Consider the following 23,329-nt stretch of genomic DNA (forward strand, 5'->3'; position numbering starts at 1 on the left):
GCCGATCCTGGCAGAGCCCCCGCCGGGCGGGAAGCCCGAGCCTCCTGCCGAGCAGCGGTTGCGGGTCAGCGGAAGGAGTGGCGCCGGCCCGCGACGACGGTCGCCAGGACGGGGACCATGAGGGCGAGCGAGACCCAGGGGAGCCCGGCCGGACCGCCGACGGCGAGCGCCGCGCCGCCGACCGCGCCGCCGAGCGCGACGGACGTGTTCCACACGGTGACGAGCGCGGACTGCGCGACGTCGGCCCCGTCGCCCGCGGCTCGTGCGGCGGCGGTCGTGTAGAGGGTGCCGGCCCCGCCGAACGCGGCGCCCCACGCGGCGACGGCGAGCACCACGACGACCGTCGACGTCGGCGCGAGGCCGAGCACGAGCATGGCGAGTGCGAAGACCACGACCGACCCCAGGGTGAGGGCGCGCAGCCGCCGGTCGATGAGCGCCCCGACGAGGACGAGGGCGCCGGCGGACGCGGCGCCGAGCACGAGCAGCAGCGCGCTGGTCCGAGGGCCCTGGCCGAGGTGCGCGAGGTGGACCGCGACGTACGTGTACAGCGACGTGTTGGCGAGCACGTTGAGCCCGGTGACCAGCAGCACCGGCCGCAGGCCGGGGCGGGGGAGCACCGCGCGGATCGCGAGCTGCGCGCCGCGCGGGGTGCCCGCGGCGTCGGGCACGCCGAGCCGGACCCAGGCGAGCAGGCCGAGGCCGAGGACCGACAGCACGCCGAAGGTCCACCGCCATCCGACGGCGGCGCCCAGCACCGCGCCCGCGGGCACGCCGAGCGTGAGGGCGAGCGGGCCGCCGGCCATGGCGATCGTCATGGCGCGTCCGACGCGGTCGGCGGGCACGATCCGCCGCACGTACCCGGGCAGGAGCGCCCAGGTGAGCCCCGCGACGAGCCCGGCGGCGAAGCGCGCGACGAGCGTCAGCGCGAACGACGACGACACGGCCGTGACGGTGTTCGCGACGACGAACCCGGCGACGGTCACGAGCAGCAGCGTCCGCCGGTCCCACCGCGCCGTGGCACGCGTGAGCGGGATCGCGGCGACGATCGCCCCGACGGCGAACGCCGTGACGGTCTGCCCGGCGGCCCCCGCCCCGACGCCGAGGTCGGCGGCCATGGCCGGCAGCACGCCCGCGGGGAGGATCTCGGTGAGGAGCGTGAGGAAGCCCGACGCCGCGAGCGCGAGGAGCGCGGCGACGGGCAGGACCCCGGGGCTGCGCTGGTCCCCGGGGCGAGGGGCGCCGGACGGGGCGGCGTCGGGATCCGGGACGGTGGCGGTGGTGGGTGTGCTCGTCGTGGACATGGGGTTAGCATCGATGTCTGACATTGATGTGAAGGTCAAGCGCGACGACCAGGTGAGGTGGATCACGTGCGGATCGGCGAGCTCTCCCGGCGCACCGGGACCCCGACGCGCCTCCTGCGGTACTACGAGGAGCAGGGGCTGTTCACGCCCGAGCGGGCCGAGAACGGGTACCGGGAGTACGGCGAGCACCTCGTCGACCGCGTGCTCCAGATCCGCGGCCTGCTCGAGGTGGGGTTCACGACCAGGATCATCAAGGAGTTCCTGCCCTGCCTCGGCAACGCGCCGGAGATCCACCTGCACAACGCCTACCCGGACAAGATCGCGCTCCTCGAGACGGAGCTCGGCCGCCTGGAGGACCGCATCCGCATCCTCGAGAAGAACCGCGACGCCATCGCCGACTACCTCGAGCGCATCCGCCCGTTCGCGCAGCGTCCCGAGGACCGACTCCCGGCGCGGTCCGGCGTGGCCGCACAGGCCGCCGACTGACGACGTCGCTGACCGACCTGTCCGGGCGTCGCCTGTCTCGGGCGGAGGGCCGGCCGGGCGAGTCGTCGGGCACCAGGGCGCGAAGCCCGGTCTCGGGGCGCCGTCGGACACGCCTGGCGCGACGAGCGCGCCGGTACTGTGGCGCACGCGGTCCCGACGGCGACCGGGGAGCACGGCCCGTCCGCGACCTGGTCCAGGCGCACCGGGACGTGCCACGGCGCGCAGCCGGACCCTCCGGCCCTGACCCGGGACGCCGTCCGGACGGACGGCTGAGCGACAGTCTCCGGCTCGCGGGGTCGCCCGACGTCGACGGAAGGACGGGAACGAACGTGAACAAGGTGGTGTACCGCACGCTCTTCCTCGGCACCGCCGTGGGCGGCGTGGCCGGAGCCCTGCTGCTGAGCACAGGGCGGACGGGGCCGGGGATCGTCTGCCTGGTGCTGGCCTTCTGCTGCGGCGCGAGCATCGTCGTGACGGCGGTGGTCAAGGTCGCGGCGCAGCAGCGGGGGCGCGCTCGGGTCACGGTGGTCGAGCGTCCGGTGGCGACCCCGGCGAGGCCGTCGTCGCTCGACGTGGTGGTCGGCGCTCTCGCCGAGATCAACGGCGAGGACCTTCCGTACGAGGTGACCGCGCAGAGGACCGAGCGGGGAGCCCGGGTCGTCGTGCGGTGGAAGACGGAAGATCTGCGCTGGCAGACCGTGTTCAGCCATGGTTCGCGCACCTACGCCTGGAAGATGGACGTGGATCTCGACGCGGCGCACTCCCGGTACCGCTTCGTGGAGTACTCGGCCTCCCGGGCGCGCACGACCCGGATGGGGCCCGGCGGGTCGCACGTCGACGGCGGCTGGGAGTGGGAGCGCGGCAAGACGGCCGGTCGCATCCGGATGAGCGGGGTCATGACGGCCGACGGGGAGGTCACCTCGACGTCGAACCAGGGGGTGCGCACGTCCTGGGAGGGCGCGGTCTCGATCCGTCCGGCGGACGCGAAGGTCCCGGTCTTCACGACTCTGCGCAACCACGGCTGGCGTCCGCGCGCCGACTGGTGGGGCGCGCGCCTGTTCGAGAAGTAGACCGCACGCCCGACCGCGACCCGCGCGTCGCCAGGTGTCCTAGTCCGTGCGTGGCGCGTACATGATGACGGCGACGCCGGCGAGGCAGAGGAGCGCGCCGACGACGTCCCAGCGGTCCGGTCGGAAGCCGTCCACGACCATGCCCCATGCGAGCGACCCGGCGACGAACACCCCGCCGTACGCGGCGAGGATGCGGCCGAAGTTCGCGTCGGGCTGCAGCGTCGCGACGACGCCGTAGAGCCCGAGCGCGACGACGCCCGCCCCGATCCACAGCCAGCCCCGGTGCTCGCGCAGCCCCTGCCACACGAGCCACGCCCCGCCGATCTCCAGCAGCGCGGCGAGCACGAACAGCGGGATCGAGCGCGCGAGGTCCATGCGCGCCAGCGTAGGCGAGCGCGCGCGCACGCCCGTGGGCCCCTGCCCTGTCGCGGCCGGTGCGGGCCGCCGTGGGTGCTACCGCCGGACCTGCTCCAGCGGCTCCGCGAGGCGCGTGCACTCGCTGCACCGCAGCCGTCGCGAGGTCCGCACCACGGGGTTCCCCACGGAGCTGGAGGGGATCTGGATCCGCACCTCTCGGGTGTGCTCCGCGCACGTGGCTGCGCCGCACTCGCTGCACACGGCCGTCGCGACCCGTCCGTCGCGGGAGGTGGTTCCGCACTCTGCACACTGCATGAGTCCTGCTCTCCGCCGGCGCCGGCGCCGGTGCCGGCTGTTCGGGTGAACGTGTCGTCCAGCGCCCCGGGGCGTCGTCGCCCCGGCGCGCGGGCGGCTTCAGTGGGCCGTGGTGGCCTCGGGGGCGGTCGTGATCGCGCGGACGGGTCGGCACGGGTTCCCCACCGCGACGACGCCCGCGGGGACGTCCCGCGTGACCACCGACCCCGCGCCGATGATGCTGTCGTCGCCGATCGTCACGCCGGGCGTGATGGTGACCGAGCCACCGATCCAGACGTTGCTCCCGATCGTGACGGGCTCGGGCCGCTCCCATCCCTCGCGGCGGCGGACGACGTCCTCGGCGTGGTTCGGCGTGTAGATCGAGCAGCGCGGCCCGATGAGGCAGTCGGGACCGATCGTGACGAGGCCACCGCCGATGACCATGAAGTCGGCGTTGATGAAGGTCCGCGCGCCGATCAGCAGACGGTCGCCGTAGTCGATCGTCAGCGGCGGGCGGAAGTCGATCCCGTCCTCGGCGCCGGGGACGAGTCGGTGGAAGAGGCGGCGCGCCTCGTCGACGTCCTCGAAGTACACGCTCCCGATCCGGGCGCACGTCGCGTGCGCGTCCCGGGTCAGCTCCTGGAGCGCCGGCGACGTGCGGTAGCGCAGCCAACCGCCGGAGAGCAGGCTCCGGAGGTCCTCGTCCGTGGCGGCCAGCTCGGCCATCCTCGTCGTCGGCTCGGTCGTGGTGCTCATCGGACTCCCTCGTCGCGGATTAGTATTTCGATTAAACATATAGGTGCGCGCCATGTGACGCAAGCCTTGTGGGCAACTTCCGCGCCACCGTCCCTGCCGACGTCCGGGCGACTCCCGTCGCACGGTCAGGCCGGGCGGTCGAGCACGCGGCGCAGGCGCGCCTTCTTCTCGTTCTCGCGCACGACCCACGCCACGTCCGGGTCCGACGACCCGCGCAGCGCGGCGAACCGCAGCACGCCGGCGGCCGGGTCACCGGCGACGGCGACGCTCCAGCAGTACCCGAGGGCCTGGCGCAGCGTGCGCACGTCGGCGTCGCGGCGTGCGTCCGAGGGGAGCGCGCCGATCGTGGCGGTCGCGGCTGCGCAGGCGTCCAGCGCGGCGGTCGCGGTCGCGGGGTTCCGGAGGAGGCGCGGCTCGCAGATCCCGGCGACCGCCGCGCGGCGGACCAGCGGGTCAGGGTCGGTGACCCACGACGACACGAGCGCACGGAGCGCGGCCGGCTCGGCGTCACCGATCCGCTGGAGCGCCATCGCGACGGCCTCGCGGACGCGCCACGACCCGTCCGACGCGCGGGCGCGCAGCAGGTCGGTCGGCGCCGCGCGCGCGTCGGCGGGGGCCTGGACGACGAGCCGGCCCAACCCGCACGTGCCGCAGCAGCGGAGGTACTCGTCGGGGTCGTCGGCGAGGGCGCGCACGAGGTCGTCGGGGGCGACGTCGGCGAACGCGCCCACGAGCTCGAGGTTCGCCCGGGGGCCCGGGAGCCCGGAACCCGCGGTGAGGTACGCCCGCACCGCGGCCGGGTCGTCGTCGAGCGCGCGCAGTGCTGTCCGGTGCTCGTCTCGCACGCTCATGACGACCACGCTAGGACGCGGCGCCCCCGCCGGACAGGGTCTTTCGGCCGGGTCGGCCGGGGTCGGCCGCCGTCGGGCTCAGCGCAGCGGGTCGAACGGGCGGATCTCGTCGGGGGTCTCCCCGGTCGTGACGAGGTGGGCGAGCGCGCGGCCCGTCGCCGGGCCGAGGACGATGCCCCACATGCCGTGGCCGCCCGCGACGTAGACGCCGGGGGTGCGCGTCGCGCCGACGAGCGGGAGACCGTCGGGCGTGACGGGGCGCGACCCGACCCACTCGTCGTGGCGGTCGTCGAGGTCGACGCCCTGGAACAGGTGCCGCACGGACGCGAGGATGGCCTCGATCCGGCGCGGCTGGAGCGGCTCGTCGGGGCCGCGGAACTCCATGGTCCCCGCGATGCGGAACCGCCCCTGGTACGGGGTGCACGCGACGCGGCGCGCGGGCAGGTAGATCGGGGTCTCGACGGGCTCGTCCGTCTTCACGGTGAACGAGTACCCGCGCCCCGCCTGGACGCGCGTGCGCACGCCGAGGGGCGCGGCGAGCGTCGGGAGCCACGCTCCGGTCGCGAGCACGACGGCGTCGCCCCGCAGCACGACCCCTTCCTCGCGCTCGGTGGGGGATCCGGCGCGGCGGGGCTCTGCGGCCTCCGGCCCGACGGCGTCGCTCCGCCCGGTCGTCGCGCCCGCCCGGGCGGCTCCGGACCCGCGCGTCGCGCCGACGAGCGCGGGGTGCGCGGCGGCGTCGGGGTGCACCGCGCGTGCGTAGACGCACGCGCCGAGGCGGCCGGGCTCGACGTCGAGGACCTCGAGCCCGGTGAGGATCCGCCCGCCGCGGGCGCGCACGGAGTCGGCGAGGGCGTGGACGAACGGGCCGGGCTCGAGGAAGCGCTGGCCCTCGAGGGCGTAGACCGTGGAGACGCGGTCGGTGAGCTGGTGCGCGCGCTCGCCGGCCTCGACGCGCCGGACGGGCACGGTCTGGCCGGCCGCGGCGACGTGCTCGAGCTCGCGGAGGAACGGTCGCGCCTCGCGGACGTGCTCGAACGCGACGGTGAACGGCCCGGGCGTGGTCCCGGCCTCGACGCCGTGCCCGAGGCTCCCGCCCGCGGCGAGCTCGTCGAACGCGTCGAGCGCGACGCGATCGATCGGGGTGAGGGCCGCCATCGCGTGGTCCCAGCGGCGCTGCGTCGCGTGCGCCATGAACCGCGCGAAGAACGACCACAGGCGCGGGTCGAACCGCAGCGGGACGTGCAGCGGCGCGGCGGGGTCGAGGAGGGCGCGCGGCCCGTACGTCCAGAGGGACGGGTCCGCCAGCGGCATCGCCATGCCGGGGGTCAACCACCCGGCGTTGCCCCACGACGACCCGGCGGCGACGCCCTCGCGGTCGACGACGGTGACCTCGACGCCCTGCTCCTGGAGGTGCCAGGCCGTGGCGAGGCCCACCATGCCGGCGCCGACGACGACCGCCGTGCGGGGCGCTCGGCCGGGCGGCGCGGACCGGGCGTCGCGGGTGCGGGGACGGGGACGAGAGGTCGTGCTCACGCCGGGCTCCTTCGACCGACGCCCGCCTCGCGGGTGGCGAGGCGGGCGCGTGGCTGGTGTGCGACGGGATGGTGTCGCACGACACTCAGCGTGGTGGATCCTTCGGTGTGCGGCAAGATGTGCCGAAGGATCGTCGTCAAGGCCGGTGGCGATCGACCTGAACTTCGTCGAACCCTCAGAGGAGGCTCCGCATGCCGAAGGATCTTCGACCCGCCGTCCTGGACGACGTCGACCGCCGCATCCTCGACGTCCTCGCGACCGACGCGCGCGCGACGAACGCGGCGATCGCGGCCCGCGTCGGGATCGCCGCGTCGACGTGCCACGCGCGCGTCCGCACCCTCGTGGAGCGCGGCGTGATCCGCGGCTTCCGGGCGGACGTCGACCCGGCGGCCCTCGGCCGCGGGCTCGAGGCGCTCATCGCGATCCGGCTCCAGGCGGGCGCGCGCAAGGGCCTCGAGGCGTTCCGCGACTACCTGCTCACGCTGCCCGACGTCGAGGGCGTCTTCTTCGTCACGGGCGACCGCGACTTCCTCCTGCACGTCGCGGTCGCCGACTCCGACGCCCTGCGCAACCTGGTCTCCAAGACGCTCAGCGTGCGGCCCGAGGTCGCGGGGACCAGCACGACCGTGATCTTCGAGCACGCGCGCCCCTGACCCCGGCCGCGTCGGGGTCGGGCGCGCGCGACGGGTCAGGTCGCGGCGCTCTCGCGGACCCGCGAGCGCAGCACGTGCTTGGTGAGCTTGCCGGAGGGGTTGCGCGGGAGCTCGGTGACGAGCACGACGTCGCGCGGCACCTTGTAGCGCGCGAGCCGGTCGGCGAGGAACGCGCGCAGCGAGTCGAGCGTCGGCTCGGCGCCGGGCGCGGGGACGACGAACGCGACGACGGTCTCGCCCCAGTCGGCGTGCGGGCGCCCGACGACGGCGACGTCCGCGACCTCGGGCGACCCGCGCAGCGCCTCCTCGACCTCCTGGGAGTAGACGTTCTCGCCGCCCGTGATGATGACGTCCTTGAGCCGGTCGACGATGAAGAGGTACCCGTCCTCGTCGACGCGCACGACGTCGCCGGTGCGGTACCAGTCGCCCACGAGCACGGCCTCGGTCGCCTCGGGGTCGTCGAGGTAGCCGACCATCCGGGTGTCCGACCGCAGCCAGATCTCGCCGGTCCCGCCGGGGCCGACGTCGTTCCCGTCGAGGTCGACGACCCGCACGTCGACGCCGGGCATCCCGGCGTGGCCGATCGAGCCCGCCTTGCGTTCCTGGTCGGCGGGGCCGAGAGCGGTGCCGACCGGCCCCATCTCGCTCATCCCGTAGACCTGGTGCAGCTCGCCCGGGTAGGCGGCGCGGATCGCGCGCACGATGTCGGGGCCGACGGGCGCGCCGCCCGCGAGCCACAGCCGCGCGCTCGACAGGTCGAACGCCGACAGGTCGATGCCCTGCGCGGCGGCGACCTGGAGCGGCGCGACGTACGCGATGGGCGCGCCGAAGAACGCGGTCGTGCGCTCGGCCGCGACCGTCCGCAGCATCTCGATCGGGTGGTACTCGCGCAGGAGGACCGTCGTCCCGCCGAGGAACACCATCGACAGGAACCAGTTGTTGAGCGGAGACGCGTGCCAGATCGGCATCGCGAGGAGGAACCGGTCGTCGGCGCGCAGCCCGACGGCGGCCGTCGTGTACGCCGCGACCGAGCTCAGCCCGCGGTGGGTGTGCTCGCAGCCCTTGGGGGCCGCCGTCGTGCCGGACGTGTAGAGCACCTGGGCGATCGTGTCCTGGTCGGGCGGGACGCCGTCCCACGCCTCGGCGGCGGCGACGAGCGCGTCGAAGTCGTCGGGCCCCGGCGTCCCCGACGCGCCTGCGGCGTCCTGCCCGACGGCGTCCGTCTCCGTCCACAGCCAGCGCACCGCGGGTGCGGCGGCTGTCACGACGGGGGCCAGGCTCGCGTCCGCGACGCCCAGGACGGCGCCGCTGTGGGCGACGAGCCGCGCGACCTCGGGTGCCTGGAGCTTGTGGTTGACGGGGACGAGCACGGCGCCCGCGCGCCACAGGCCGAACGCCGCGACCACGAAGCCCGGCGTGTTGAACGTCATGACCGTGACGCGGTCGCCGGGACGGACCCCGGCGTCGCGGAACACGGCGGCGGCGCGGCGCGCGGCGTCGTCCAGCTCGGCGTACGTGAGCCGGCGCGCGCCCAGCACGAGCGCCTCCTTGGCGGGGACCTTGCGTGCCGTGCTCTCCAGCATGCTGCCCAGGTGCATGTCGTCCTCCTCGACGTCCTGCTCGGCGTCGTCGTCGACGCCGTCTCGGCGGCCCGGACGGGGACCGGTGCCGCGATGAATTGAATCATGGTTCAATTCTTGGTGGGAAGCCGCGACGAGGCGGCGCACCCTCGACGACGACGGAGGAACCGTGCCCTACCGCGAGACGCCCGCCACGCGGGCCGCCCGCGAGCGCAAGCGCGAGGCGCTGCTCGACGCGGCGCGCACGATCGTCGCCGAGCACGGGTTCGCCGGGGCGAACGTGCAGGCGCTCGCCGCGCGCGCCGGGGTGAGCACGGGCGGCGTCTACTCGTACTTCCCCACCAAGGCCGACCTGCTCGTGGCCGTGTTCCGGCAGGCGGCGGACGTCGAGCTCGACGCCGTGCGCACCGCCGCCGCGGCCCGCCCGGACGATCCCCCGGGCGACCGGACCGTCGCCCGCCTCGGCCGCGCCGTCGACACCTTCGCGCGGCGCGCGCTGCGCGGCCCGACGCTCGCGTGGGCGCTGCTGCTCGAGCCCGTCCACCCGGCCGTCGACGCGGCGCGCCTGGAGTACCGCCGTGCCTACGCCGAGACGTTCGCGGAGGTCGTGCGTGCCGGTGTCGACGCCGGGGAGATCCCCGACCAGGACGTGACGGTCGTCGCGACCGCCCTCGTCGGCGCGATCGGCGAGTCGCTCACCGGTCCGCTCTCCCCGCTCGCGGGTGGCGGCCCGACCGCCTCCGACCGCACGGTTCCGCTCGCGGGTGGCGGCCCGACCGCCTCCGACCGCACGGTTCCGCTCGCGGGTGGCGGCCCGACCGCCTCCGACGGCACGGTCCCGCACGCGGTGCGGGACGCCGTCGTCGCGACGATCCTGCGCTTCTGCCTGGGCGCCGTCGGCGCCCGGGCGGCGGTCGCCGCCCCTGCGTCGGCCCCCGCCTGACGTCTGCCCGACCCGCCCCGAACCCTCTCCGGGCGCCGCCCGGCGGCGTCCCGACCCCGAGCCACCCGCAGACCCGCAGGAGGACACCATGACCCCGACCGACACCACCCCGGCCACGCGTCCCGCCGTCGACCCGGCCGACGGCGCGCACCCCGCGCCGCACGTCACGCACCGCGTGACCAACCAGCCGCCGGAGCGCGAGGGGGTCAACGAGTACCTCGACCACCCCGTGCTGCGCGAGGCGGTGCACGCGTACGGCGGGGCGTGGGGCGAGGACCGGCTCGTCGAGGTCGGCGCGCTCGTCGCGACGGGGGACTTCCAGCGCGCGGCCGAGCTCGCGAACGTCCACGAGCCCGTGCTGCGCACGCACGACCGCCGTGGGAACCGCATCGACGAGGTCGAGTACCACCCGGCGTACCACGAGGTGATCGGGGCGGCCGTCGCGCACGGCGCGCACACGAGCGCGTGGGCGGATCCGGGGCCGGGGGCGAACGTCGTGCGGGGCGCGGTGTTCTCGCTGTTCGCCCAGGTCGAGCCGGGCCACGCGTGCCCGGTCTCCATGACGCACGCGGCGGTGCCGTCGCTGCGGCACGCGCCGTCGCTCGCCGCGGTGTGGGAGTCGCGGCTGCTCTCCCGCGGGTACGACGGCGCCCTCGCGGCCCCGGGGAGCAAGCCCGGCGTGCTCGTGGGCATGGCGATGACGGAGAAGCAGGGCGGCTCGGACGTGCGCGCGAACGCGACGACGGCCGTGCCCGCCGGGGCGGACGGCGCCTTCCTGCTCACGGGGCACAAGTGGTTCTGCTCGGCGCCGATGTCCGACGCGTTCCTCGTGCTCGCCCAGATCCCGGGTGGGCCGGGCGGGACCGCGCGCAGCGGCGACGGCGCGCCGTCGTGCTTCCTCGTGCCGCGCGTCCTGGAGGACGGGACGCGCAACGTGTTCCGCATCCAGCGCCTCAAGGAGAAGCTGGGCAACCGGTCGAACGCGTCGTCGGAGATCGAGCTCGACGGCACCGTCGGGTTCCTCGTCGGGGAGCCCGGGCGCGGCGTGCGGACGATCATCGAGATGGTGTCGCGCACGCGGCTGGACTGCGTGCACGGCTCGGCCGCGGGCATGCGCCAGGCGGTCACCGAGGCCCTGTGGCACGCGCGGCACCGCAGCGCGTTCGGCGCGGCGCTCGTGGACCAGCCCGCCATGACCGCGGTGCTCGCCGACCTCGCGCTCGAGTCCGAGGCCGCGACGCTCACGTCGGTGCGCCTCGCCGCCGCGCACGACGGCGAGTCCGAGCACGACCGCGCGTTCCGCCGCCTCGCGACGGCCGTGAGCAAGTACTGGGTGTGCAAGCGCGGGCCGCACCACGCGTACGAGGCGATGGAGTGCCTGGGCGGCAACGGGTACACCGAGGCGTTCCCGCTCGCGCGCCGCTACCGCGAGCAGCCGGTCATGGCGATCTGGGAGGGGTCGGGCAACGTCATCGCGCTCGACGTGCTGCGCGCCATGGGTCGCGAGCCGGAGTCCGTCGCGGCGTTCCAGGCCGAGCTGGGCACGACGGCGGGGGCGCACCCCCTCCTCGACGCGCACGTCGCGCGCACGCGCCGGCTGCTCGCGGAGGTCGCGGGGGCCGACCCCGGGGCGCAGCAGGCGCAGGCCCGTCGCGTCGTGGAGTCGCTCGCCCTCGCGCTCCAGGCGTCGCTCCTGGTGCGGCACGCGCCGTCGGGCACGGCCGACGCGTTCGTCGCGGCGCGCCTCGGCGACGACCGCGGCCACGGGTACGGCGTCCTGCCGCGCGGGACGGACGCGCACGCGATCCTCGCGCGGCACGCGGGCGCGTGAGCAGGGGTCGTCGTCAGCCCTGGAGGTAGTGCAGGACGGCGAGGACACGGCGGCTGTAGCCGCCGGCGGCGTCGAGGCCGAGCTTGGTGAAGATCGCGTTGCCGTGCTTCTCGACCGCCGAGAGCGACAGGTGCAGCGCAGCCGCGATCCCGGCGTTCGTCCGGCCCTCGGCCATGAGGCGGAGGACGTCGTGCTCGCGCTCAGTCAGCCGCGAGAGCGGGTCGGCGCGGGAGGTGTCCGCGAAGAGCTGGCGGACGACCTCCGGGTCCACGACGAAGTCGCCGGACTCGACCCGACGCAGCGCGTCCAGGAGCTCCGAGACCCGCATCACGCGGTCCTTGAGGAGGTAGCCGACCCCCGCGCCGTCGCTCGTGACGAGGTCCCGCGTCGGCTCGGCCTCGACGTACTGCGAGAGGACGAGCACGCCGACCCCGGGGAAGCGGCGCCGCACCTCGATCGCGGCCCGGATGCCCTCGTCCGTGTGCGTCGGGGGCATGCGCACGTCGAGCAGCACGACGTCCGGCGCGGGACGACGCCCGAGCAGGGCGAGGAGCTCGTCCGCGTCGCCGACGGCGGCGTCGACCGTGACGCCCTCGTCCACGAGGAGGGCCCGGAGACCCTCGCGCAGGAGGGCGGAGTCCTCGGCGATCATCACGCGCACGGCAGCACCGCCGTCACGGTGGTCGGCCCGCCGGGAGGGCTGGTCACGTCGAGCGAGCCGCCGAGCGCCGCCGCCCGGGCCGCGAGGCCCGCGAGCCCGCGACCGCCGCGCGGGGACGCGCCACCCCGACCGTCGTCCGTGACGCTGGCCCGCACGACGCCGTCGGCGGAGGTCACCGTGACCGTCGTGCGGGTCGCGCCGGCGTGCTTGGCGACGTTCGCCAGGGCCTCGGCGACGACGTAGTACACGCACGCCTCCACCGCGGGCCCCGGTCGCCCGTCCAGGCGGTAGTCGAGCTCCGCGGACGGGGTCGCCCGTGCCGCCAGGCGTGCCAGGACCGGGCGCAGCCCCCGGGTGTCGAGCGCCGCGGGGTGCACGCGCCAGGCGACGTCGCGCACGCTCGCGAGCACCCGGGAGGCCTCGTCGGCGGCGTCGGCGAGGAGACGGTCGCGGACCACGGGGTCGGTGGCTCGTCGGCCGCGGTCGAGCAGCATCCCGAGCGCCACGACCTGCTGCTGGACGCCGTCGTGCAGGTCGCGCTCGACCCGACGGCGTTCCGCCTCGACGGCTGCGACGATGTCCGAGCGCGAGGCGGCGAGCGCCTCGACCTGGGCGAGGAGCCGCGTCCGGTCCTCCTCGCCCAGCAACCGGCTCGCCGCCGCCCGCTCGAGCGCCGCGGAGCCGACGAGTCCCATGAGCGCGAGGTAGAGCAGGATCCCGCCCGGCACGACCGCCGAGAGGACGGTGAGCCCGGTCGTCGGGTCGCTGTCGTCGTCCGCCAGCGCGGGGACCCGCAGGTCGAACGCCCACGACGCCGTCATGAGCACCGCCGCGAACGCCCCGTAGGCGAGCAGGAGGAGGATCCCCGCGCTGAGCAGGCCCACGGCGAGGCGGGCGGCGAGGTAGCGCAGGGGTCGGCCGGTGCCGTCCGGAGCGTCGGTGTGCCAGGCGAACCACCGCTCCAGGCGCCGCAGGTGCACGCGCACGGCGGCCCGGACCCGCCCGTCCCGCCAGGCCGCCGTCCGGGCGGACGCGCGGGCGAACGGGGCGGCCACGGCGGCAGCGAGCAGCGTCACCGCGTCCATCGGGACGAGGCAGACCCCGACCACGACGCCGCACGAGGCACGGACGACGGACGGCGCTCGGCTGGGCACGCGACTCACCCTAGCGACGCGACCTGCGACGCGGACTGCGGAAAACCGCACCCCGTGCCGCGGGGAACCGTCGCCGTCCGTGCGCGACACCGCGTTCCGGCGCGGCTCGCGCCTTCCTAGCGTCGTCGGCATGAGCCTCTCCTCGCCGTCCGTCCTCGCGGCCACCGCCTCCGACCCCGGCCCGATCACCCGCCTCACGGACTGGGCGGTGAGCCTGATGGAGTCCCTCGGCGCACCGGGAGCAGGTGTGGCGGTCGCCCTGGAGAACCTCTTCCCGCCGATCCCGAGCGAGGTGATCCTGCCGCTCGCCGGGTTCACGGCCGCCCAGGGGCGTCTCGGTCTGCTCGAGGCGATCCTGTGGACGACGGTCGGCTCCGTCGTCGGGGCGCTCCTGCTCTACGGGCTCGGTGCCGCGCTCGGCGCCGAGCGGCTCCGCGCCGTCGCGGCTCGCCTGCCGCTCGTCCGGGTCGAGGACGTCGACACCGCCGAGGCGTGGTTCGCCCGGTACGGGACGACAGCGGTCCTCGTCGGGCGCGTCGTCCCGATCGTGCGCAGCCTCATCTCGATCCCGGCCGGCGTCGAGCGCATGCCGCTGGGCAGGTTCCTCGTCCTGACCGCGGTCGGCAGCGGCGTCTGGAACACCACGCTGGTCCTGCTCGGCTACGGTCTCGGAGAGCGGTGGCCCGAGATCGAGGCCGCGATCGGGACGTACCAGAAGGGGGTCCTCGCCGTCGTCGCCGTGCTCGCGGTGGCGTACGTCGTCCACCTGCTGGTCCGCCGCGCGCGTGCCGACTCGCCGCCGCAGCCTGGTGGCCCCGCGCCGCGACGGCACGCGCGGCGCTGAGCACCCCGTCGGAGGAGCGCATGGGTTCGTGGGAACAGGGCGACGGCGTCGTGGAGCTGCCGGACGGGCGTCGGGTGCGGGGCCGCGGGCTGCGGTCCGGGCCGCCCGGGCCGGACGACGTGCCGGAGCTCGGCGTCTACCTCACCGGGACGCCGCCGCCGGCCACGGCATGGGAGTCGCGCTGGGTCCGGTGGCCGGACTTCGCGCTGCCGCGGTCCACGCCGGACGCCGTCGCGCTGCTGCGCGAGGCGTACGAGCGGGCCGCCGACGAGCGCGTGGAGCTCGCGTGCGGCGGCGGGACCGGTCGCACCGGCACGGCGCTCGCGCTCCTCGCGGTGTGGGGCGGCATCCGCCCCGACGACGCCGTCGCCTGGGTCCGCGCGCGCTACCGGCCCCGCGCCGTCGAGACGCCGTGGCAGCGCCGCTGGGTGCGGCGCACCGGGGCACGGACGGTCCCGTAGGCCCAGGGCGGGACCGCTGACGTCGCCCGGGCGTCGAGCGTCTGTGGGTGCCCGGCCGTACCGTCCGGTCCATGGATCGAGAGACCTTCTGGGAGATCGTCGACGCCGCGCGCGACCGGGCGGGCGCGGGCGCCGACGACCGCGGCGCGGAGGACGACCCGCTGCCCGGCGCCCTGACCGACCTCCTCGTCGAGCGGCTCACCGCGGACGAGATGCTCGCGTTCGTCGACGTGGCGGGCGGTCTGGCGCACGACGCGTACGCGTGGCCGCTGTGGGGTGCCGCGTACCTCGTCGAGGGCGGGTGCAGCGACGACGGCTTCATGGACTTCCGCGACGGGCTCGTCCTCGCCGGCCGGGCGGCGTTCGAGCGCGCCGTGGCGGACCCGGACTCCCTCGCGGACCACCCCGTGGTCGCTGCCATGTCGCGCGGCGGGTCCGCCTGGTTCGGGTACGAGTCGCTGGACTCGCTCGTCGGCGACGCGTGGTCGCGCGCGACCGGCGAGGACGACGAGGCGTACTACGCGGCGCGCGAGCGGACGTCGTCGGGGCCGGCGCGCAGCGAGCCCGCCGGCGAGCAGTGGGACTTCGACGACGACGAGGAGAACGCGCGCCGCCTCCCGCGGCTCACCGCGCTGTTCGCGGTGTGAGACCGCTCCGCGTCGACCGGCAGCGCTGACCCGACGTCACACGCGCCAGGCGAACAGCCCCGCCGGGTCGTAGGCCGACCGCACCGACGCGAGGCGCGCCGCCGTCTCCGGCGACCACGCCCGCGCGAGCGTCTCGTCCGTCCACGGGCCGGGCAGGAAGTTGATGTTGGTCTCCGTCGCGGCCCACGGCTCGGACCACTGCGCGAACGACGCCGCGGCCTCGACCATGTCCGGCACGCGCGGGGGGTTCACGCCGACCAGGCTGAGCAGGAACCCGGCCGTCCGCCCGCCCGCGGCGGACCCGCCGTCCACGTCGCGCGCGCCGGCCGCGCCGAGGTGCCGCAGCTCGGCCGCCACGAACGGCGAGCCGCTGCCGGGCCCGAGGTCCGCGAGGAACCGGTCGAGGAACGCCGCGTCCACCTCGCGCAGGCCGGCGCCGTAGACCCACGACGGGCCGGCGTCCTCGGGGTCGTCGTGGATCGACGCGATGGCGGTCGTCGGGATCTCCCCGACCGCGTCGGCCATGACCGGGGCGAGAGCCCGCAGCGGCGCAGCCAGGCGCTCGCCCTCCGCGGCGTCGCCCGGGTAGGCGAACCGGAGGGCGAGGACCGTGCGGCCGCGCAGGTGCTCGGGGATGAACGGCAGGTCCGGGAGGGCGAGCACCGCGACGGAGGTCGTGACGTCGTCGGGCGCGGTCGCGGTCCAGTCGACCCAGCCGCGCAGCACGTCCTCGACGTGCGGGGCGTCGAACGTGAGCGCCCCCGCGTACAGGGTGCGCAGCGGCGCGAGCTCGACGTCGACGCGCGTCACCACGCCGAGGCCGCCCTTGCCGCCGCGCAGCGCCCAGAACAGGTCCGGCTCGGAGTCCGCGCTCGCCTCGACGACCGAGCCGTCGGCCAGCACGACCCGGAACCCGCGGACCCAGTCCGTCGTGAGCCCGTGGCTGCGCGTCAGCGGGCCGAACCCGCCGCCGAGCGTGTACCCGACCACGCCGACCCCCGTGGACGACCCCGTGACGGGGAGCAGCCCGTGCTCCGCCGCGGCCTCGACCACCGTCTTCCAGCGGGTGCCCGCGGCGATGCGCGCGACGCGGGTCTCCGGGTCGATCTCGACGCCCGCGAGGTCGCTCGTGCCGAGGACGAGGCCGTCCGCGACGGGCGAGGACGCGCCATGGCCCGTCGCGTGGGCGCGCACGCGCAGCCCGTGCTGGGACGCGAACCGGACCGCCTCCACGACGTCGGCCTCGGTGGCGGCCAGCACCGCGAGGTCGGGGTCGTGCGTGACGAGCGTGCTGTGGGAGGCGACGGCCTCCGCAGCCGTCGGGCCGCCGTCGGGCAGGTCGCCCCGGGCGAGCACGCGACCCGTGACGCGGTCGCGCAGCGCGGCGACGTCGGTGGGCGGAAGAGTGGTGGCAGTGGTGGTCATGGTGGTCCCCTTCGTCGCGGTGTGCGCGTCTCGACGCCAGGTGCGGTCACCCACACGACGACGCGCGAGCACGGTGTGTGACACGTGCCCCGACGGGTAGGGAGGGCGCCGCGTCAGGTTCGTGGCGCCCCCGGCAGCGGCAGCCAGTCGAGGACGTCCTGGATCGTGCGGTCCCAGAAGCCCCACTCGTGGGTCCCGGGCGAGAACTCCGACCGCAGCGCCACGCCGGACTCATCGGCCACGCGCTCGAACGCCCTGTTGCCGTCGACGAGGAAGTCCTCCGTCCCGCACGCGAGGAACAGGTCGGGGAGGTCCGCCGTCCGACCCTCGGCGGCAGCCCGGCGCAGCAGCGCGAGCAGGTCGTCGTCGGAGCCCGCGATCTCCCGGTCGCCGAACACGCGCTCGATGTCGGGCAGGCGGCGCTCCCGGTACGACTCGTCGGCGAGGTCGAGCACCCCGGACAGGCTCGCCGCCGCCGCGAACCGCTCGGGGTGCCGCAGCGCCCAGCGGAACGCCCCGTACCCGCCCATCGACAGTCCGGCGACGAACGTGTCCTCGCGCCGCGACGACACCCGGAAGAACTGGTCGACCAGGCTCGGCAGCTCCTCCGACAGGAACGTCCAGTACCGGTGCCCGTGCACCTCGTCGGCGTAGAAGCTGCGCTCCACGCGGGGCATGACGACGGCCAGCCCCCGGTCGGCGACGTACCGCTCGATCGACGTCCGGCGCGTCCAGATCGTCTCGTCGTCGCTCATGCCGTGGAGCAGGTAGAGCACCGGGGCGCCCTCGGCGCGGGCGCTCGCGGACCCGGCCATGCCGATCTGGGTCGCCGTGGCCTGCGGGAGCACGACGGTCATCGTCGTGCTCACCTCGAGCACGTCGGAGTAGAAGGAGCAGCGGACGAGGGCCACGGGTCGCCTCCCGGCGGGTCGGATGTGCCGACGGGGGCGCCCGACGGCGCCCCCAGTCTGCCCGCTGTGAGCCATCGCACGGGCCGCACGCTCCGCTCCGGCGACGGATGAGGCTAGCCTTACCTTGCTCAGTCGCCGCGCCGGCGGCGCCACCGTCCCTTGGGAGAGATCCATGCGTCGTCCGACGTCCTCCGCCTCGCGCCGCACCACCGCGGCTGCCCTCCTCGCGCTCGGCGCGCTCGTGCTCGCCGGGTGCTCCGCGGGCGCCGACGACGGCGCCGCCGACGACACGAGCACGACCCCGGCCGCGGGCGGCGCCTTCCCGGTGACGATCGAGAGCGCCCTGGGCGACGCCGTGATCCCCGAGCAGCCCGAGCGAGTCGTGACCTGGGGCTGGTCGACGCAGGACGCGGTCCTCGCGCTCGGGGTCGTGCCCGTCGCGATGCCGCGCAACGACTACGGCGGCGGCGAGACCGGGATCCTGCCGTGGGACGAGGACGCGATCGAGGAGCTCGGCGGCGAGACCCCGACCCTGCTCTCCGGCTCCGACACGGGCGAGGTCCCGTTCGAGGAGATCGCCGCGGCGCAGCCCGACGTCATCCTCGCGCCCTACTCCGGCATCACGCAGGAGGAGTTCGACCGGCTGTCCGAGGTCGCGCCCGTCGTCGCGTACCCGGACCAGCCGTGGGCGCTGCCGTGGCAGGACCAGCTCGAGATCGTCGGGACGGCGCTCGGCAAGAGCGACGAGGCGGCGGCGCTGCAGTCGGAGACCGACGCGTACGTCACCGCGCTCGCCGACGAGCACCCGGAGCTCGACGGCACGACGTTCGTCTACGCGTCGGCCAACACCCCGGGCACGCTCAACGTCTTCCGGGCGGACGACCCGCGCGTCGACCTGCTCGAGGACATGGGCATGACGCTCAGCCCGAGCGTCGCCGGGCTCGACGCCTCGCCCGACGACGGCACGTACTTCTACGGGCTGAGCGAGGAGCGACTCGGCGAGATCGACACCGACGTGCTCGTCATGTACTTCGGCTCCCAGGACGAGGTCGACGCGTTCACGGCGCTGCCGTCCGTCGGCGCGATGGAGTCTGTGCAGCAGGGCCGGTTCGCCCCGATCGTCGGTGAGTCGTTCGTCATGGCGAGCAGCGCACCGACCGTGCTCTCCATCCCGTGGATGCTCGACCAGTACGTCCCGCAGCTCGCCGAGGCGGCCGCCGCGTCGAAGTGAGCCGTGCGGCCGCGTCGTGCGCGACGCGGCCGCGGCGGCGGGATCAGCCGCGCAGGGCGTCCAGCAGGCGCCGGACCGACGTCCCGAGGCCCCACCGCTCCGTGAGCTCGGCGAGCGCGTCGGGGTCCGCGGGGGCGGTCGGGAGCGCGTCGTGGACCTCCCCGACGGGGGCGTCCGGCGCGACGCGCACGACGAGCGGCGCGACCTCCAGGTAGGAGGCCGCCTCGGTGAGGCGACGGCGCTGGGTCGGTGTCAGGCCGGGGTCGCCCGCCTCGCGCGCCGCGAGCACGCCCGCGAGGTCGCCGAACCTCGCGAGCAGCGCGACCGCCGTCTTCTCCCCGATGCCGGGGACGCCGGGCAGGCCGTCGCTCGGGTCGCCGCGGAGCACCGCCATGTCCGCGTACGCCGCCCCCGTCGGGATCCCGTACCGCTCCGCGAGCCGCGCCTGGTCGACGACGTCGAGGTTCTTCACGCCCTTGGTCGGGTAGAGGACGCGGACGCCCGCTTCGTCGTCGACGAGCTGGAACAGGTCGCGGTCCCCGGTGACGACCTCGACGGCGGCCCGGCCCGACGCGTCCGGCGCGGCGCCCTCGGCCGCGCGCCGCGCGACCTCGCGCGCGGTGAGCGTGCCGATGACGTCGTCGGCCTCGTACCCCGCCGCGCCGACGCGGGCGATCCCCAGCGCCGCGAGCACGTCGACGATCACCGGGATCTGCGCGACGAGCTTCTCCGGGACCTCCTCGACGCCCGTGGTCCCGGGCACCTTCTCGGCGACCCGGTGCGCCTTGTACGACGGGATGGCCTCGACGCGGAACGCCGGGCGCCAGTCCACGTCCCAGCACGCGACGAGGCGCGACGGGCGGCGGTCCGTGACGAGCGTCGCGATCATGTCGAGCAGGCCGCGCACCGCGTTGACCGGCGTGCCGTCCGGGGCCTTGATCGAGTCGGGGACCCCGAAGAACGCGCGGAAGTACAGGCTCGCCGTGTCGAGCAGCATGAGCTCGCCGCCCGCCGTCGCGGGGGTGCTCGAGGGGGCGCCGTCGTCCGTGCTCTGCGTCATGCCGCCATCCTGCCGCACGGCCCCGACACGGGGCCCGCCGTGCCGCCGCGCGCCGCTGCCCTCGCCGTCGGACGGCGCGCGCGGTTCACTGGTGCCGTCGACCGCTACACGGAGGTGAGCGTCATGTCCACGACGGCACGACGAGGAGCCGGCGCGGCTCTCGCCATCGCGGTGATCCTGCTCCTCGGGGCCTGCGCCGCCGGGCCGAACGTCGCCGCGAGCCCCGGCGGCTACGGGTTCTGGTGGGGTCTGTGGCAGGGGATGATCCTGCCGTTCACGTTCATCGTGTCCCTCTTCACCGACACGGTGAGCATCTACGAGGTCGACAACAACGGGAACTGGTACGACGTCGGGTTCATGCTCGGCATCGCGCTGTTCTCCGGGCCGGTGATCGCGCTGCGCGGGCGTCGGTAGGCGGCCCGGGGCTCAGCGCTGCGCCGGTGCCGTCGTGCGTCCGACGCGACCCGAGACGAGGAAGACCGCCAGGATCGCGACGGCGATGAAGATGATGTTGAAGGTCCCGGCGAACGCGTTGAGCGCGTCGGACCCGGCGTTCGTCCCGTGCGTGTCGACACCGCCCGTCGCGAGGATCGTCGTCGGGTCGGTCGCCGCGTGCAGGAGGATGGCGGGGACGATGCTGCCCGTGACGCGCATCGAGAGGTACATCATGGTGCCGAACCCGAACGCGTAGACCACCGTCGTGCCCACGGTCAGGAGGTTCTGCCCCGAGACCAGGTTCGACGCGTGCAGGAAGCCGAAGAGGATCGACGACAGCACCATCACGGCCTTCTCGCCGTACCCCGCGCGGCGGAGCATCGTGACGGCGACGCCGCGCGTCAGGACCTCCTCGGCGAACCCGATGCACAGGCCGAGCGCGAAGACGGTGAGGATCACCGTGACGTCGTACGACGACCAGCTCGTCGCGACGAGGTGCAGCACGACCGGTACGAGGACGAGGACGACGGCGACCCACATCCACGGCCGCCCCGCGATCGGTTGCGGACCGAACACCTCGCGCCGCCAGCGCATCGTGGACAGGAAGGCGACGAGCAGCAGGCTCATGACGAGGATCGGCAGCAGCAGCCCGAAGAACACGGTTCCGGACGAGTCGAGGAGCTCCTCGCCGCTGTCCGGGCCCAGCCCGCTGACGCCGACGAGCCATCCGAGCCCGAGGTACACCGCGATGTAGAGGACCGCGAAGAGGAAGGCCCGCCACCAGCCGCCCTGGTCCCAGAACCGCTGCCAGCCCGACCGCGGGGTGGCCTGCTCGATCGATCCCGTCACCTCGGTCATGGGTGCTCCTCGTCCGTCGTCGTACGGCCGCCGGCGCAGGCCGATCGGTGCGAACGGCGCGACCGACAGGAGCGAGCGTAGGGACGGAGCCCGCAGGGCGCGCGGCGAACCGCCCCGTCAGCGAGCGGTGGTGTCGGTGAGGGCGGCCGCGAGCCGGTCGAGCGCGCCCGGGACGAGCGAGTAGTACGCCCAGCGGCCGCGCTGCTCGCGGGTGAGCAGACCGGCGTCGACCAGGATCTTGAGGTGGTGGCTGACGGTGGGCTGGGAGAGGCCGACCGGCTCGGTGAGGTCGCACACGCACGCCTCGCTGCCGTCCTGCGCGGCGACGATCGCCAGGAGCTGGACCCGGGTGGGGTCCGCGAGGGCCTTGAAGGTGCGGGCGAGCTCGCGCGCGGCCCCGGGGTCGACGGCCCGGGTGACGGGTCCGCAGCAGCCGGCGCCGTCGCCGACCGGGGTGAGGGTCAGTTCGGTCGTCGTCATGCCCACCATCGTCGCACAGATTGACAACATTCGATACGTCCTCCACGATGCTCATATCGACAACCTTCAATGCGAGGAGTGGTGATGGTCGAGGTGGTGCGGGACGAGCTCCCGGTCGTGGTGATCGGGGCGGGTCCGGTGGGCCTGGCGGCGGCCGCCCACCTGCTGGAGCGCGGGCTCGAGTCGGTGGTGCTGGAGGCCGGGGACGGCCCCGGCGCCGCGGTGGCGTCGTGGGGCCACGTGCGGCTGTTCTCGCCGTGGCGGTACGACGTCGACCCGGCGGCTCGGCGGCTGCTCGGACCGACGGGGTGGGTCGAGCCGGACCCCGACGCCCTGCCGACCGGCGCGGAGCTCGTCCACCGGTACCTCGCGCCGCTCGCCGCGACGCCTCAGATCGCGCCGCGCCTGCGCACGGGCACGCGGGTGCTCGCGGTCGCACGCGACGGGGCGGACAAGACGCGCTCGCTCGGCCGGGGCCGCCGCGCCTACCGCGTGCGGACCATCGGTGCCGACGGCGTGGTGCGCGACGTGCTGGCCCGCGCCGTGGTCGACGCGTCGGGCACGTTCTCGACGTCGAACCCGCTGGGGGCCTCGGGCCTGCCCGCCGTGGGCGAGGCGGAGTCGGCGGCGTTCGTGACCGGTCCGCTGCCCGACGTGCTCGGCGCCCAGCGTGACCGGTTCGCCGGCCGCGACACGCTCGTCGTCGGGATGGGGCACTCCGCGGCGAACACGCTCCTGAGCCTCGTCGAGCTGTCCGAGTCCGAGCCGGGCACCACGATCACGTGGGCGATCCGCGGCGGGTCGGCGCGGCGCCTGTTCGGCGGCGGCTCCGACGACGAGCTCCCCGCGCGCGGCCTGCTCGGGACGCGCCTGCGGGCCGCCGTGGAGGAGGGGCGGCTGACGCTGCTCACGCGCGTCTCGATCGACCGGCTCGTGCCCGGCGTCGGGACCGTCCAGGTGCTGGGGGCCGCGCGGGACGGGGCGCTGAACCTCGAGGTGCACCAGATCGTCGACGCGACGGGCTTCCGCCCGGACCTCGACATGCTGCGCGAGGTGCGCCTCGACCTGGACCCGGTCGTGGAGGCGCCCGCCGCGCTCGCCCCGCTCATCGACCCGAACCAGCACTCCTGCGGCACCGTGCCCCCGCACGGGGAGCAGGTGCTCGCCCACCCGGACGACGGGTTCTACCTCGCCGGCATGAAGTCCTACGGCCGCGCGCCGACCTTCCTGCTCGCCACGGGGTACGAGCAGGTGCGCTCGATCGCCGCGGCGCTGGCCGGGGACCGGACCGCGGCGGACGCGGTCGAGCTGAACCTGCCCGCGACGGGTGTCTGCTCGAGCGACCTGGCGCTGGAGGCCGACGGCGCGAGCGCGGGCGGGTCGTGCTGCGGCACCGCGCCGGCCGCGCCGCAGCTCGTGACCCTCGGTGTCGGGGCACCCGCCGGAGTCGGGTTCGCGACCGGCGTCGCGCACGGCCGCTCGGGCGACACGGAGCTCGGCTGAG

25 protein-coding genes are annotated in these 23,329 nt (G+C 75.4%); 11 read left to right on the plus strand and 14 right to left on the minus strand.

All coding sequences use genetic code 11. The annotated features are described in order from the left end of the window. Positions 1-65: 65 nt before the first annotated feature. A complete protein-coding gene (locus tag ABRQ22_RS13360; protein WP_353707071.1) occupies positions 66-1,301 on the minus strand; it encodes an MFS transporter in 1,236 nt (411 codons plus the stop codon). Positions 1,302-1,367: 66 nt separating this feature from the next. Between ABRQ22_RS13360 and ABRQ22_RS13365 the strand changes: the two genes are divergently transcribed. Both ABRQ22_RS13365 and ABRQ22_RS13370 read left to right on the plus strand, forming a co-directional pair. Then, on the plus strand, positions 1,368-1,787 hold the full coding sequence (locus ABRQ22_RS13365) for a MerR family transcriptional regulator (protein ID WP_353707072.1): 420 nt from the start codon (positions 1,368-1,370) through the stop codon (positions 1,785-1,787). A gap of 329 nt (positions 1,788-2,116) precedes the next feature. Next, positions 2,117-2,857 (plus strand): hypothetical protein, encoded by a 741-nt coding sequence (locus ABRQ22_RS13370; RefSeq protein ID WP_353707073.1) that lies wholly within the window; start codon positions 2,117-2,119, stop codon positions 2,855-2,857. A gap of 39 nt (positions 2,858-2,896) precedes the next feature. On the opposite strand, the gene ABRQ22_RS13375 is transcribed toward ABRQ22_RS13370, so the two are convergent. The 5 genes from ABRQ22_RS13375 to ABRQ22_RS13395 all read right to left on the minus strand — a co-directional run bounded on the left by ABRQ22_RS13375 (position 2,897) and on the right by ABRQ22_RS13395 (position 6,651). Further along, a complete protein-coding gene (locus ABRQ22_RS13375) occupies positions 2,897-3,232 on the minus strand; it encodes a YnfA family protein (RefSeq protein WP_353707074.1) in 336 nt (111 codons plus the stop codon). 78 nt (positions 3,233-3,310) lie between these two features. Next, positions 3,311-3,529, minus strand: a complete 219-nt coding sequence (locus tag ABRQ22_RS13380) for a DUF2180 family protein (protein WP_353707075.1) — start codon at positions 3,527-3,529, stop codon at positions 3,311-3,313. A 99-nt stretch (positions 3,530-3,628) separates the two neighbouring features. Then, on the minus strand, positions 3,629-4,264 hold the full coding sequence (locus ABRQ22_RS13385) for a sugar O-acetyltransferase (RefSeq protein ID WP_253051766.1): 636 nt from the start codon (positions 4,262-4,264) through the stop codon (positions 3,629-3,631). A 125-nt stretch (positions 4,265-4,389) separates the two neighbouring features. Further along, a complete protein-coding gene (locus tag ABRQ22_RS13390) occupies positions 4,390-5,115 on the minus strand; it encodes a HEAT repeat domain-containing protein (RefSeq protein WP_353707076.1) in 726 nt (241 codons plus the stop codon). Positions 5,116-5,193: 78 nt separating this feature from the next. Next, a complete protein-coding gene (locus ABRQ22_RS13395; protein WP_353707077.1) occupies positions 5,194-6,651 on the minus strand; it encodes an FAD-binding oxidoreductase in 1,458 nt (485 codons plus the stop codon). A 191-nt stretch (positions 6,652-6,842) separates the two neighbouring features. On the opposite strand from ABRQ22_RS13395, the gene ABRQ22_RS13400 reads away from it, so the two are divergent. Beyond that, positions 6,843-7,304, plus strand: coding sequence for an Lrp/AsnC family transcriptional regulator (locus ABRQ22_RS13400; protein WP_253051769.1), 462 nt, complete (start codon positions 6,843-6,845; stop codon positions 7,302-7,304). A gap of 35 nt (positions 7,305-7,339) precedes the next feature. Here the strand turns inward: ABRQ22_RS13400 and ABRQ22_RS13405 are convergent, their stop codons facing one another. Beyond that, complete coding sequence (locus ABRQ22_RS13405; protein WP_353707078.1) at positions 7,340-8,902, minus strand: AMP-binding protein; 1,563 nt, start codon at positions 8,900-8,902, stop codon at positions 7,340-7,342. 151 nt (positions 8,903-9,053) lie between these two features. Between ABRQ22_RS13405 and ABRQ22_RS13410 the strand changes: the two genes are divergently transcribed. After that, positions 9,054-9,827, plus strand: coding sequence for a TetR/AcrR family transcriptional regulator (locus tag ABRQ22_RS13410; protein WP_353707079.1), 774 nt, complete (start codon positions 9,054-9,056; stop codon positions 9,825-9,827). 88 nt (positions 9,828-9,915) lie between these two features. Then, positions 9,916-11,658, plus strand: coding sequence for an acyl-CoA dehydrogenase family protein (locus ABRQ22_RS13415; protein ID WP_353707080.1), 1,743 nt, complete (start codon positions 9,916-9,918; stop codon positions 11,656-11,658). Between the two features lie 13 nt (positions 11,659-11,671). On the opposite strand, the gene ABRQ22_RS13420 is transcribed toward ABRQ22_RS13415, so the two are convergent. Continuing rightward, complete coding sequence (locus ABRQ22_RS13420) at positions 11,672-12,319, minus strand: response regulator transcription factor (RefSeq protein ID WP_353707081.1); 648 nt, start codon at positions 12,317-12,319, stop codon at positions 11,672-11,674. Then, positions 12,310-13,473 (minus strand): histidine kinase, encoded by a 1,164-nt coding sequence (locus ABRQ22_RS13425; RefSeq protein WP_353707082.1) that lies wholly within the window; start codon positions 13,471-13,473, stop codon positions 12,310-12,312. Before ABRQ22_RS13425 ends, ABRQ22_RS13420 begins: the two co-directional genes overlap by 10 nt. Before the next feature lie 130 nt (positions 13,474-13,603). Between ABRQ22_RS13425 and ABRQ22_RS13430 the strand changes: the two genes are divergently transcribed. The 3 genes from ABRQ22_RS13430 (at position 13,604) to ABRQ22_RS13440 (ending at position 15,425) form a co-directional block, all read left to right on the plus strand. Then, positions 13,604-14,317, plus strand: a complete 714-nt coding sequence (locus tag ABRQ22_RS13430; protein WP_353707083.1) for a DedA family protein — start codon at positions 13,604-13,606, stop codon at positions 14,315-14,317. 20 nt (positions 14,318-14,337) lie between these two features. Then, a complete protein-coding gene (locus ABRQ22_RS13435; RefSeq protein ID WP_353707084.1) occupies positions 14,338-14,778 on the plus strand; it encodes a protein-tyrosine phosphatase family protein in 441 nt (146 codons plus the stop codon). A 71-nt stretch (positions 14,779-14,849) separates the two neighbouring features. Beyond that, positions 14,850-15,425 (plus strand): DUF4240 domain-containing protein, encoded by a 576-nt coding sequence (locus ABRQ22_RS13440; protein WP_353707085.1) that lies wholly within the window; start codon positions 14,850-14,852, stop codon positions 15,423-15,425. A gap of 36 nt (positions 15,426-15,461) precedes the next feature. Here the strand turns inward: ABRQ22_RS13440 and ABRQ22_RS13445 are convergent, their stop codons facing one another. Next, positions 15,462-16,850, minus strand: a complete 1,389-nt coding sequence (locus ABRQ22_RS13445) for an FAD-binding oxidoreductase (RefSeq protein WP_353707086.1) — start codon at positions 16,848-16,850, stop codon at positions 15,462-15,464. A gap of 113 nt (positions 16,851-16,963) precedes the next feature. Then, complete coding sequence (locus tag ABRQ22_RS13450; RefSeq protein WP_253051787.1) at positions 16,964-17,761, minus strand: alpha/beta hydrolase family protein; 798 nt, start codon at positions 17,759-17,761, stop codon at positions 16,964-16,966. Positions 17,762-17,933: 172 nt separating this feature from the next. Here ABRQ22_RS13450 and ABRQ22_RS13455 point away from each other — a divergent pair, with 172 nt between their 5' ends. Then, a complete protein-coding gene (locus ABRQ22_RS13455) occupies positions 17,934-18,992 on the plus strand; it encodes an iron-siderophore ABC transporter substrate-binding protein (RefSeq protein WP_353707087.1) in 1,059 nt (352 codons plus the stop codon). A gap of 43 nt (positions 18,993-19,035) precedes the next feature. On the opposite strand, the gene ABRQ22_RS13460 is transcribed toward ABRQ22_RS13455, so the two are convergent. Further along, positions 19,036-20,052 (minus strand): 5'-3' exonuclease, encoded by a 1,017-nt coding sequence (locus tag ABRQ22_RS13460; RefSeq protein WP_353707088.1) that lies wholly within the window; start codon positions 20,050-20,052, stop codon positions 19,036-19,038. Between the two features lie 123 nt (positions 20,053-20,175). Here ABRQ22_RS13460 and ABRQ22_RS13465 point away from each other — a divergent pair, with 123 nt between their 5' ends. Beyond that, the gene (locus ABRQ22_RS13465; RefSeq protein ID WP_115943461.1) at positions 20,176-20,466 is read left to right on the plus strand and encodes a hypothetical protein; all 291 of its coding nucleotides are present in this window, start codon (positions 20,176-20,178) and stop codon (positions 20,464-20,466) included. Between the two features lie 12 nt (positions 20,467-20,478). On the opposite strand, the gene ABRQ22_RS13470 is transcribed toward ABRQ22_RS13465, so the two are convergent. Then, the gene (locus ABRQ22_RS13470; protein ID WP_253051793.1) at positions 20,479-21,345 is read right to left on the minus strand and encodes a CPBP family intramembrane glutamic endopeptidase; all 867 of its coding nucleotides are present in this window, start codon (positions 21,343-21,345) and stop codon (positions 20,479-20,481) included. A gap of 117 nt (positions 21,346-21,462) precedes the next feature. Next, positions 21,463-21,825, minus strand: coding sequence for a metalloregulator ArsR/SmtB family transcription factor (locus ABRQ22_RS13475; protein ID WP_353707089.1), 363 nt, complete (start codon positions 21,823-21,825; stop codon positions 21,463-21,465). 84 nt (positions 21,826-21,909) lie between these two features. Between ABRQ22_RS13475 and ABRQ22_RS13480 the strand changes: the two genes are divergently transcribed. Next, positions 21,910-23,328, plus strand: a complete 1,419-nt coding sequence (locus ABRQ22_RS13480) for an FAD-dependent oxidoreductase (RefSeq protein ID WP_353707090.1) — start codon at positions 21,910-21,912, stop codon at positions 23,326-23,328. The last annotated feature ends 1 nt before the right edge of the window (position 23,329 follow it).

Origin of the sequence: Cellulosimicrobium sp. ES-005, assembly GCF_040448685.1 — a bacterium.
Classification (GTDB): Bacteria; Actinomycetota; Actinomycetes; order Actinomycetales; family Cellulomonadaceae; genus Cellulosimicrobium; species Cellulosimicrobium cellulans_G.

Excerpts from the sequence above, each read along its gene's own strand:
- ABRQ22_RS13480 (WP_353707090.1), top strand. The coding sequence starts at position 21,910 with ATGGTCGAGGTGGTGCGGGACGAGCTCCCGGTCGTGGTGATCGGGGCG.
- ABRQ22_RS13460 (WP_353707088.1), bottom strand. The coding sequence starts at position 20,052 with ATGACGCAGAGCACGGACGACGGCGCCCCCTCGAGCACCCCCGCGACG.
- ABRQ22_RS13445 (WP_353707086.1), bottom strand. The coding sequence starts at position 16,850 with ATGACCACCACTGCCACCACTCTTCCGCCCACCGACGTCGCCGCGCTG.
- ABRQ22_RS13440 (WP_353707085.1), top strand. The coding sequence starts at position 14,850 with ATGGATCGAGAGACCTTCTGGGAGATCGTCGACGCCGCGCGCGACCGG.
- ABRQ22_RS13375 (WP_353707074.1), bottom strand. The coding sequence starts at position 3,232 with ATGGACCTCGCGCGCTCGATCCCGCTGTTCGTGCTCGCCGCGCTGCTG.
- ABRQ22_RS13405 (WP_353707078.1), bottom strand. The coding sequence starts at position 8,902 with ATGCACCTGGGCAGCATGCTGGAGAGCACGGCACGCAAGGTCCCCGCC.
- ABRQ22_RS13455 (WP_353707087.1), top strand. The coding sequence starts at position 17,934 with ATGCGTCGTCCGACGTCCTCCGCCTCGCGCCGCACCACCGCGGCTGCC.
- ABRQ22_RS13360 (WP_353707071.1), bottom strand. The coding sequence starts at position 1,301 with ATGTCCACGACGAGCACACCCACCACCGCCACCGTCCCGGATCCCGAC.
- ABRQ22_RS13415 (WP_353707080.1), top strand. The coding sequence starts at position 9,916 with ATGACCCCGACCGACACCACCCCGGCCACGCGTCCCGCCGTCGACCCG.
- ABRQ22_RS13475 (WP_353707089.1), bottom strand. The coding sequence starts at position 21,825 with ATGACGACGACCGAACTGACCCTCACCCCGGTCGGCGACGGCGCCGGC.
- ABRQ22_RS13430 (WP_353707083.1), top strand. The coding sequence starts at position 13,604 with ATGAGCCTCTCCTCGCCGTCCGTCCTCGCGGCCACCGCCTCCGACCCC.
- ABRQ22_RS13390 (WP_353707076.1), bottom strand. The coding sequence starts at position 5,115 with ATGAGCGTGCGAGACGAGCACCGGACAGCACTGCGCGCGCTCGACGAC.
- ABRQ22_RS13385 (WP_253051766.1), bottom strand. The coding sequence starts at position 4,264 with ATGAGCACCACGACCGAGCCGACGACGAGGATGGCCGAGCTGGCCGCC.
- ABRQ22_RS13400 (WP_253051769.1), top strand. The coding sequence starts at position 6,843 with ATGCCGAAGGATCTTCGACCCGCCGTCCTGGACGACGTCGACCGCCGC.
- ABRQ22_RS13380 (WP_353707075.1), bottom strand. The coding sequence starts at position 3,529 with ATGCAGTGTGCAGAGTGCGGAACCACCTCCCGCGACGGACGGGTCGCG.
- ABRQ22_RS13465 (WP_115943461.1), top strand. The coding sequence starts at position 20,176 with ATGTCCACGACGGCACGACGAGGAGCCGGCGCGGCTCTCGCCATCGCG.
- ABRQ22_RS13435 (WP_353707084.1), top strand. The coding sequence starts at position 14,338 with ATGGGTTCGTGGGAACAGGGCGACGGCGTCGTGGAGCTGCCGGACGGG.
- ABRQ22_RS13470 (WP_253051793.1), bottom strand. The coding sequence starts at position 21,345 with ATGACCGAGGTGACGGGATCGATCGAGCAGGCCACCCCGCGGTCGGGC.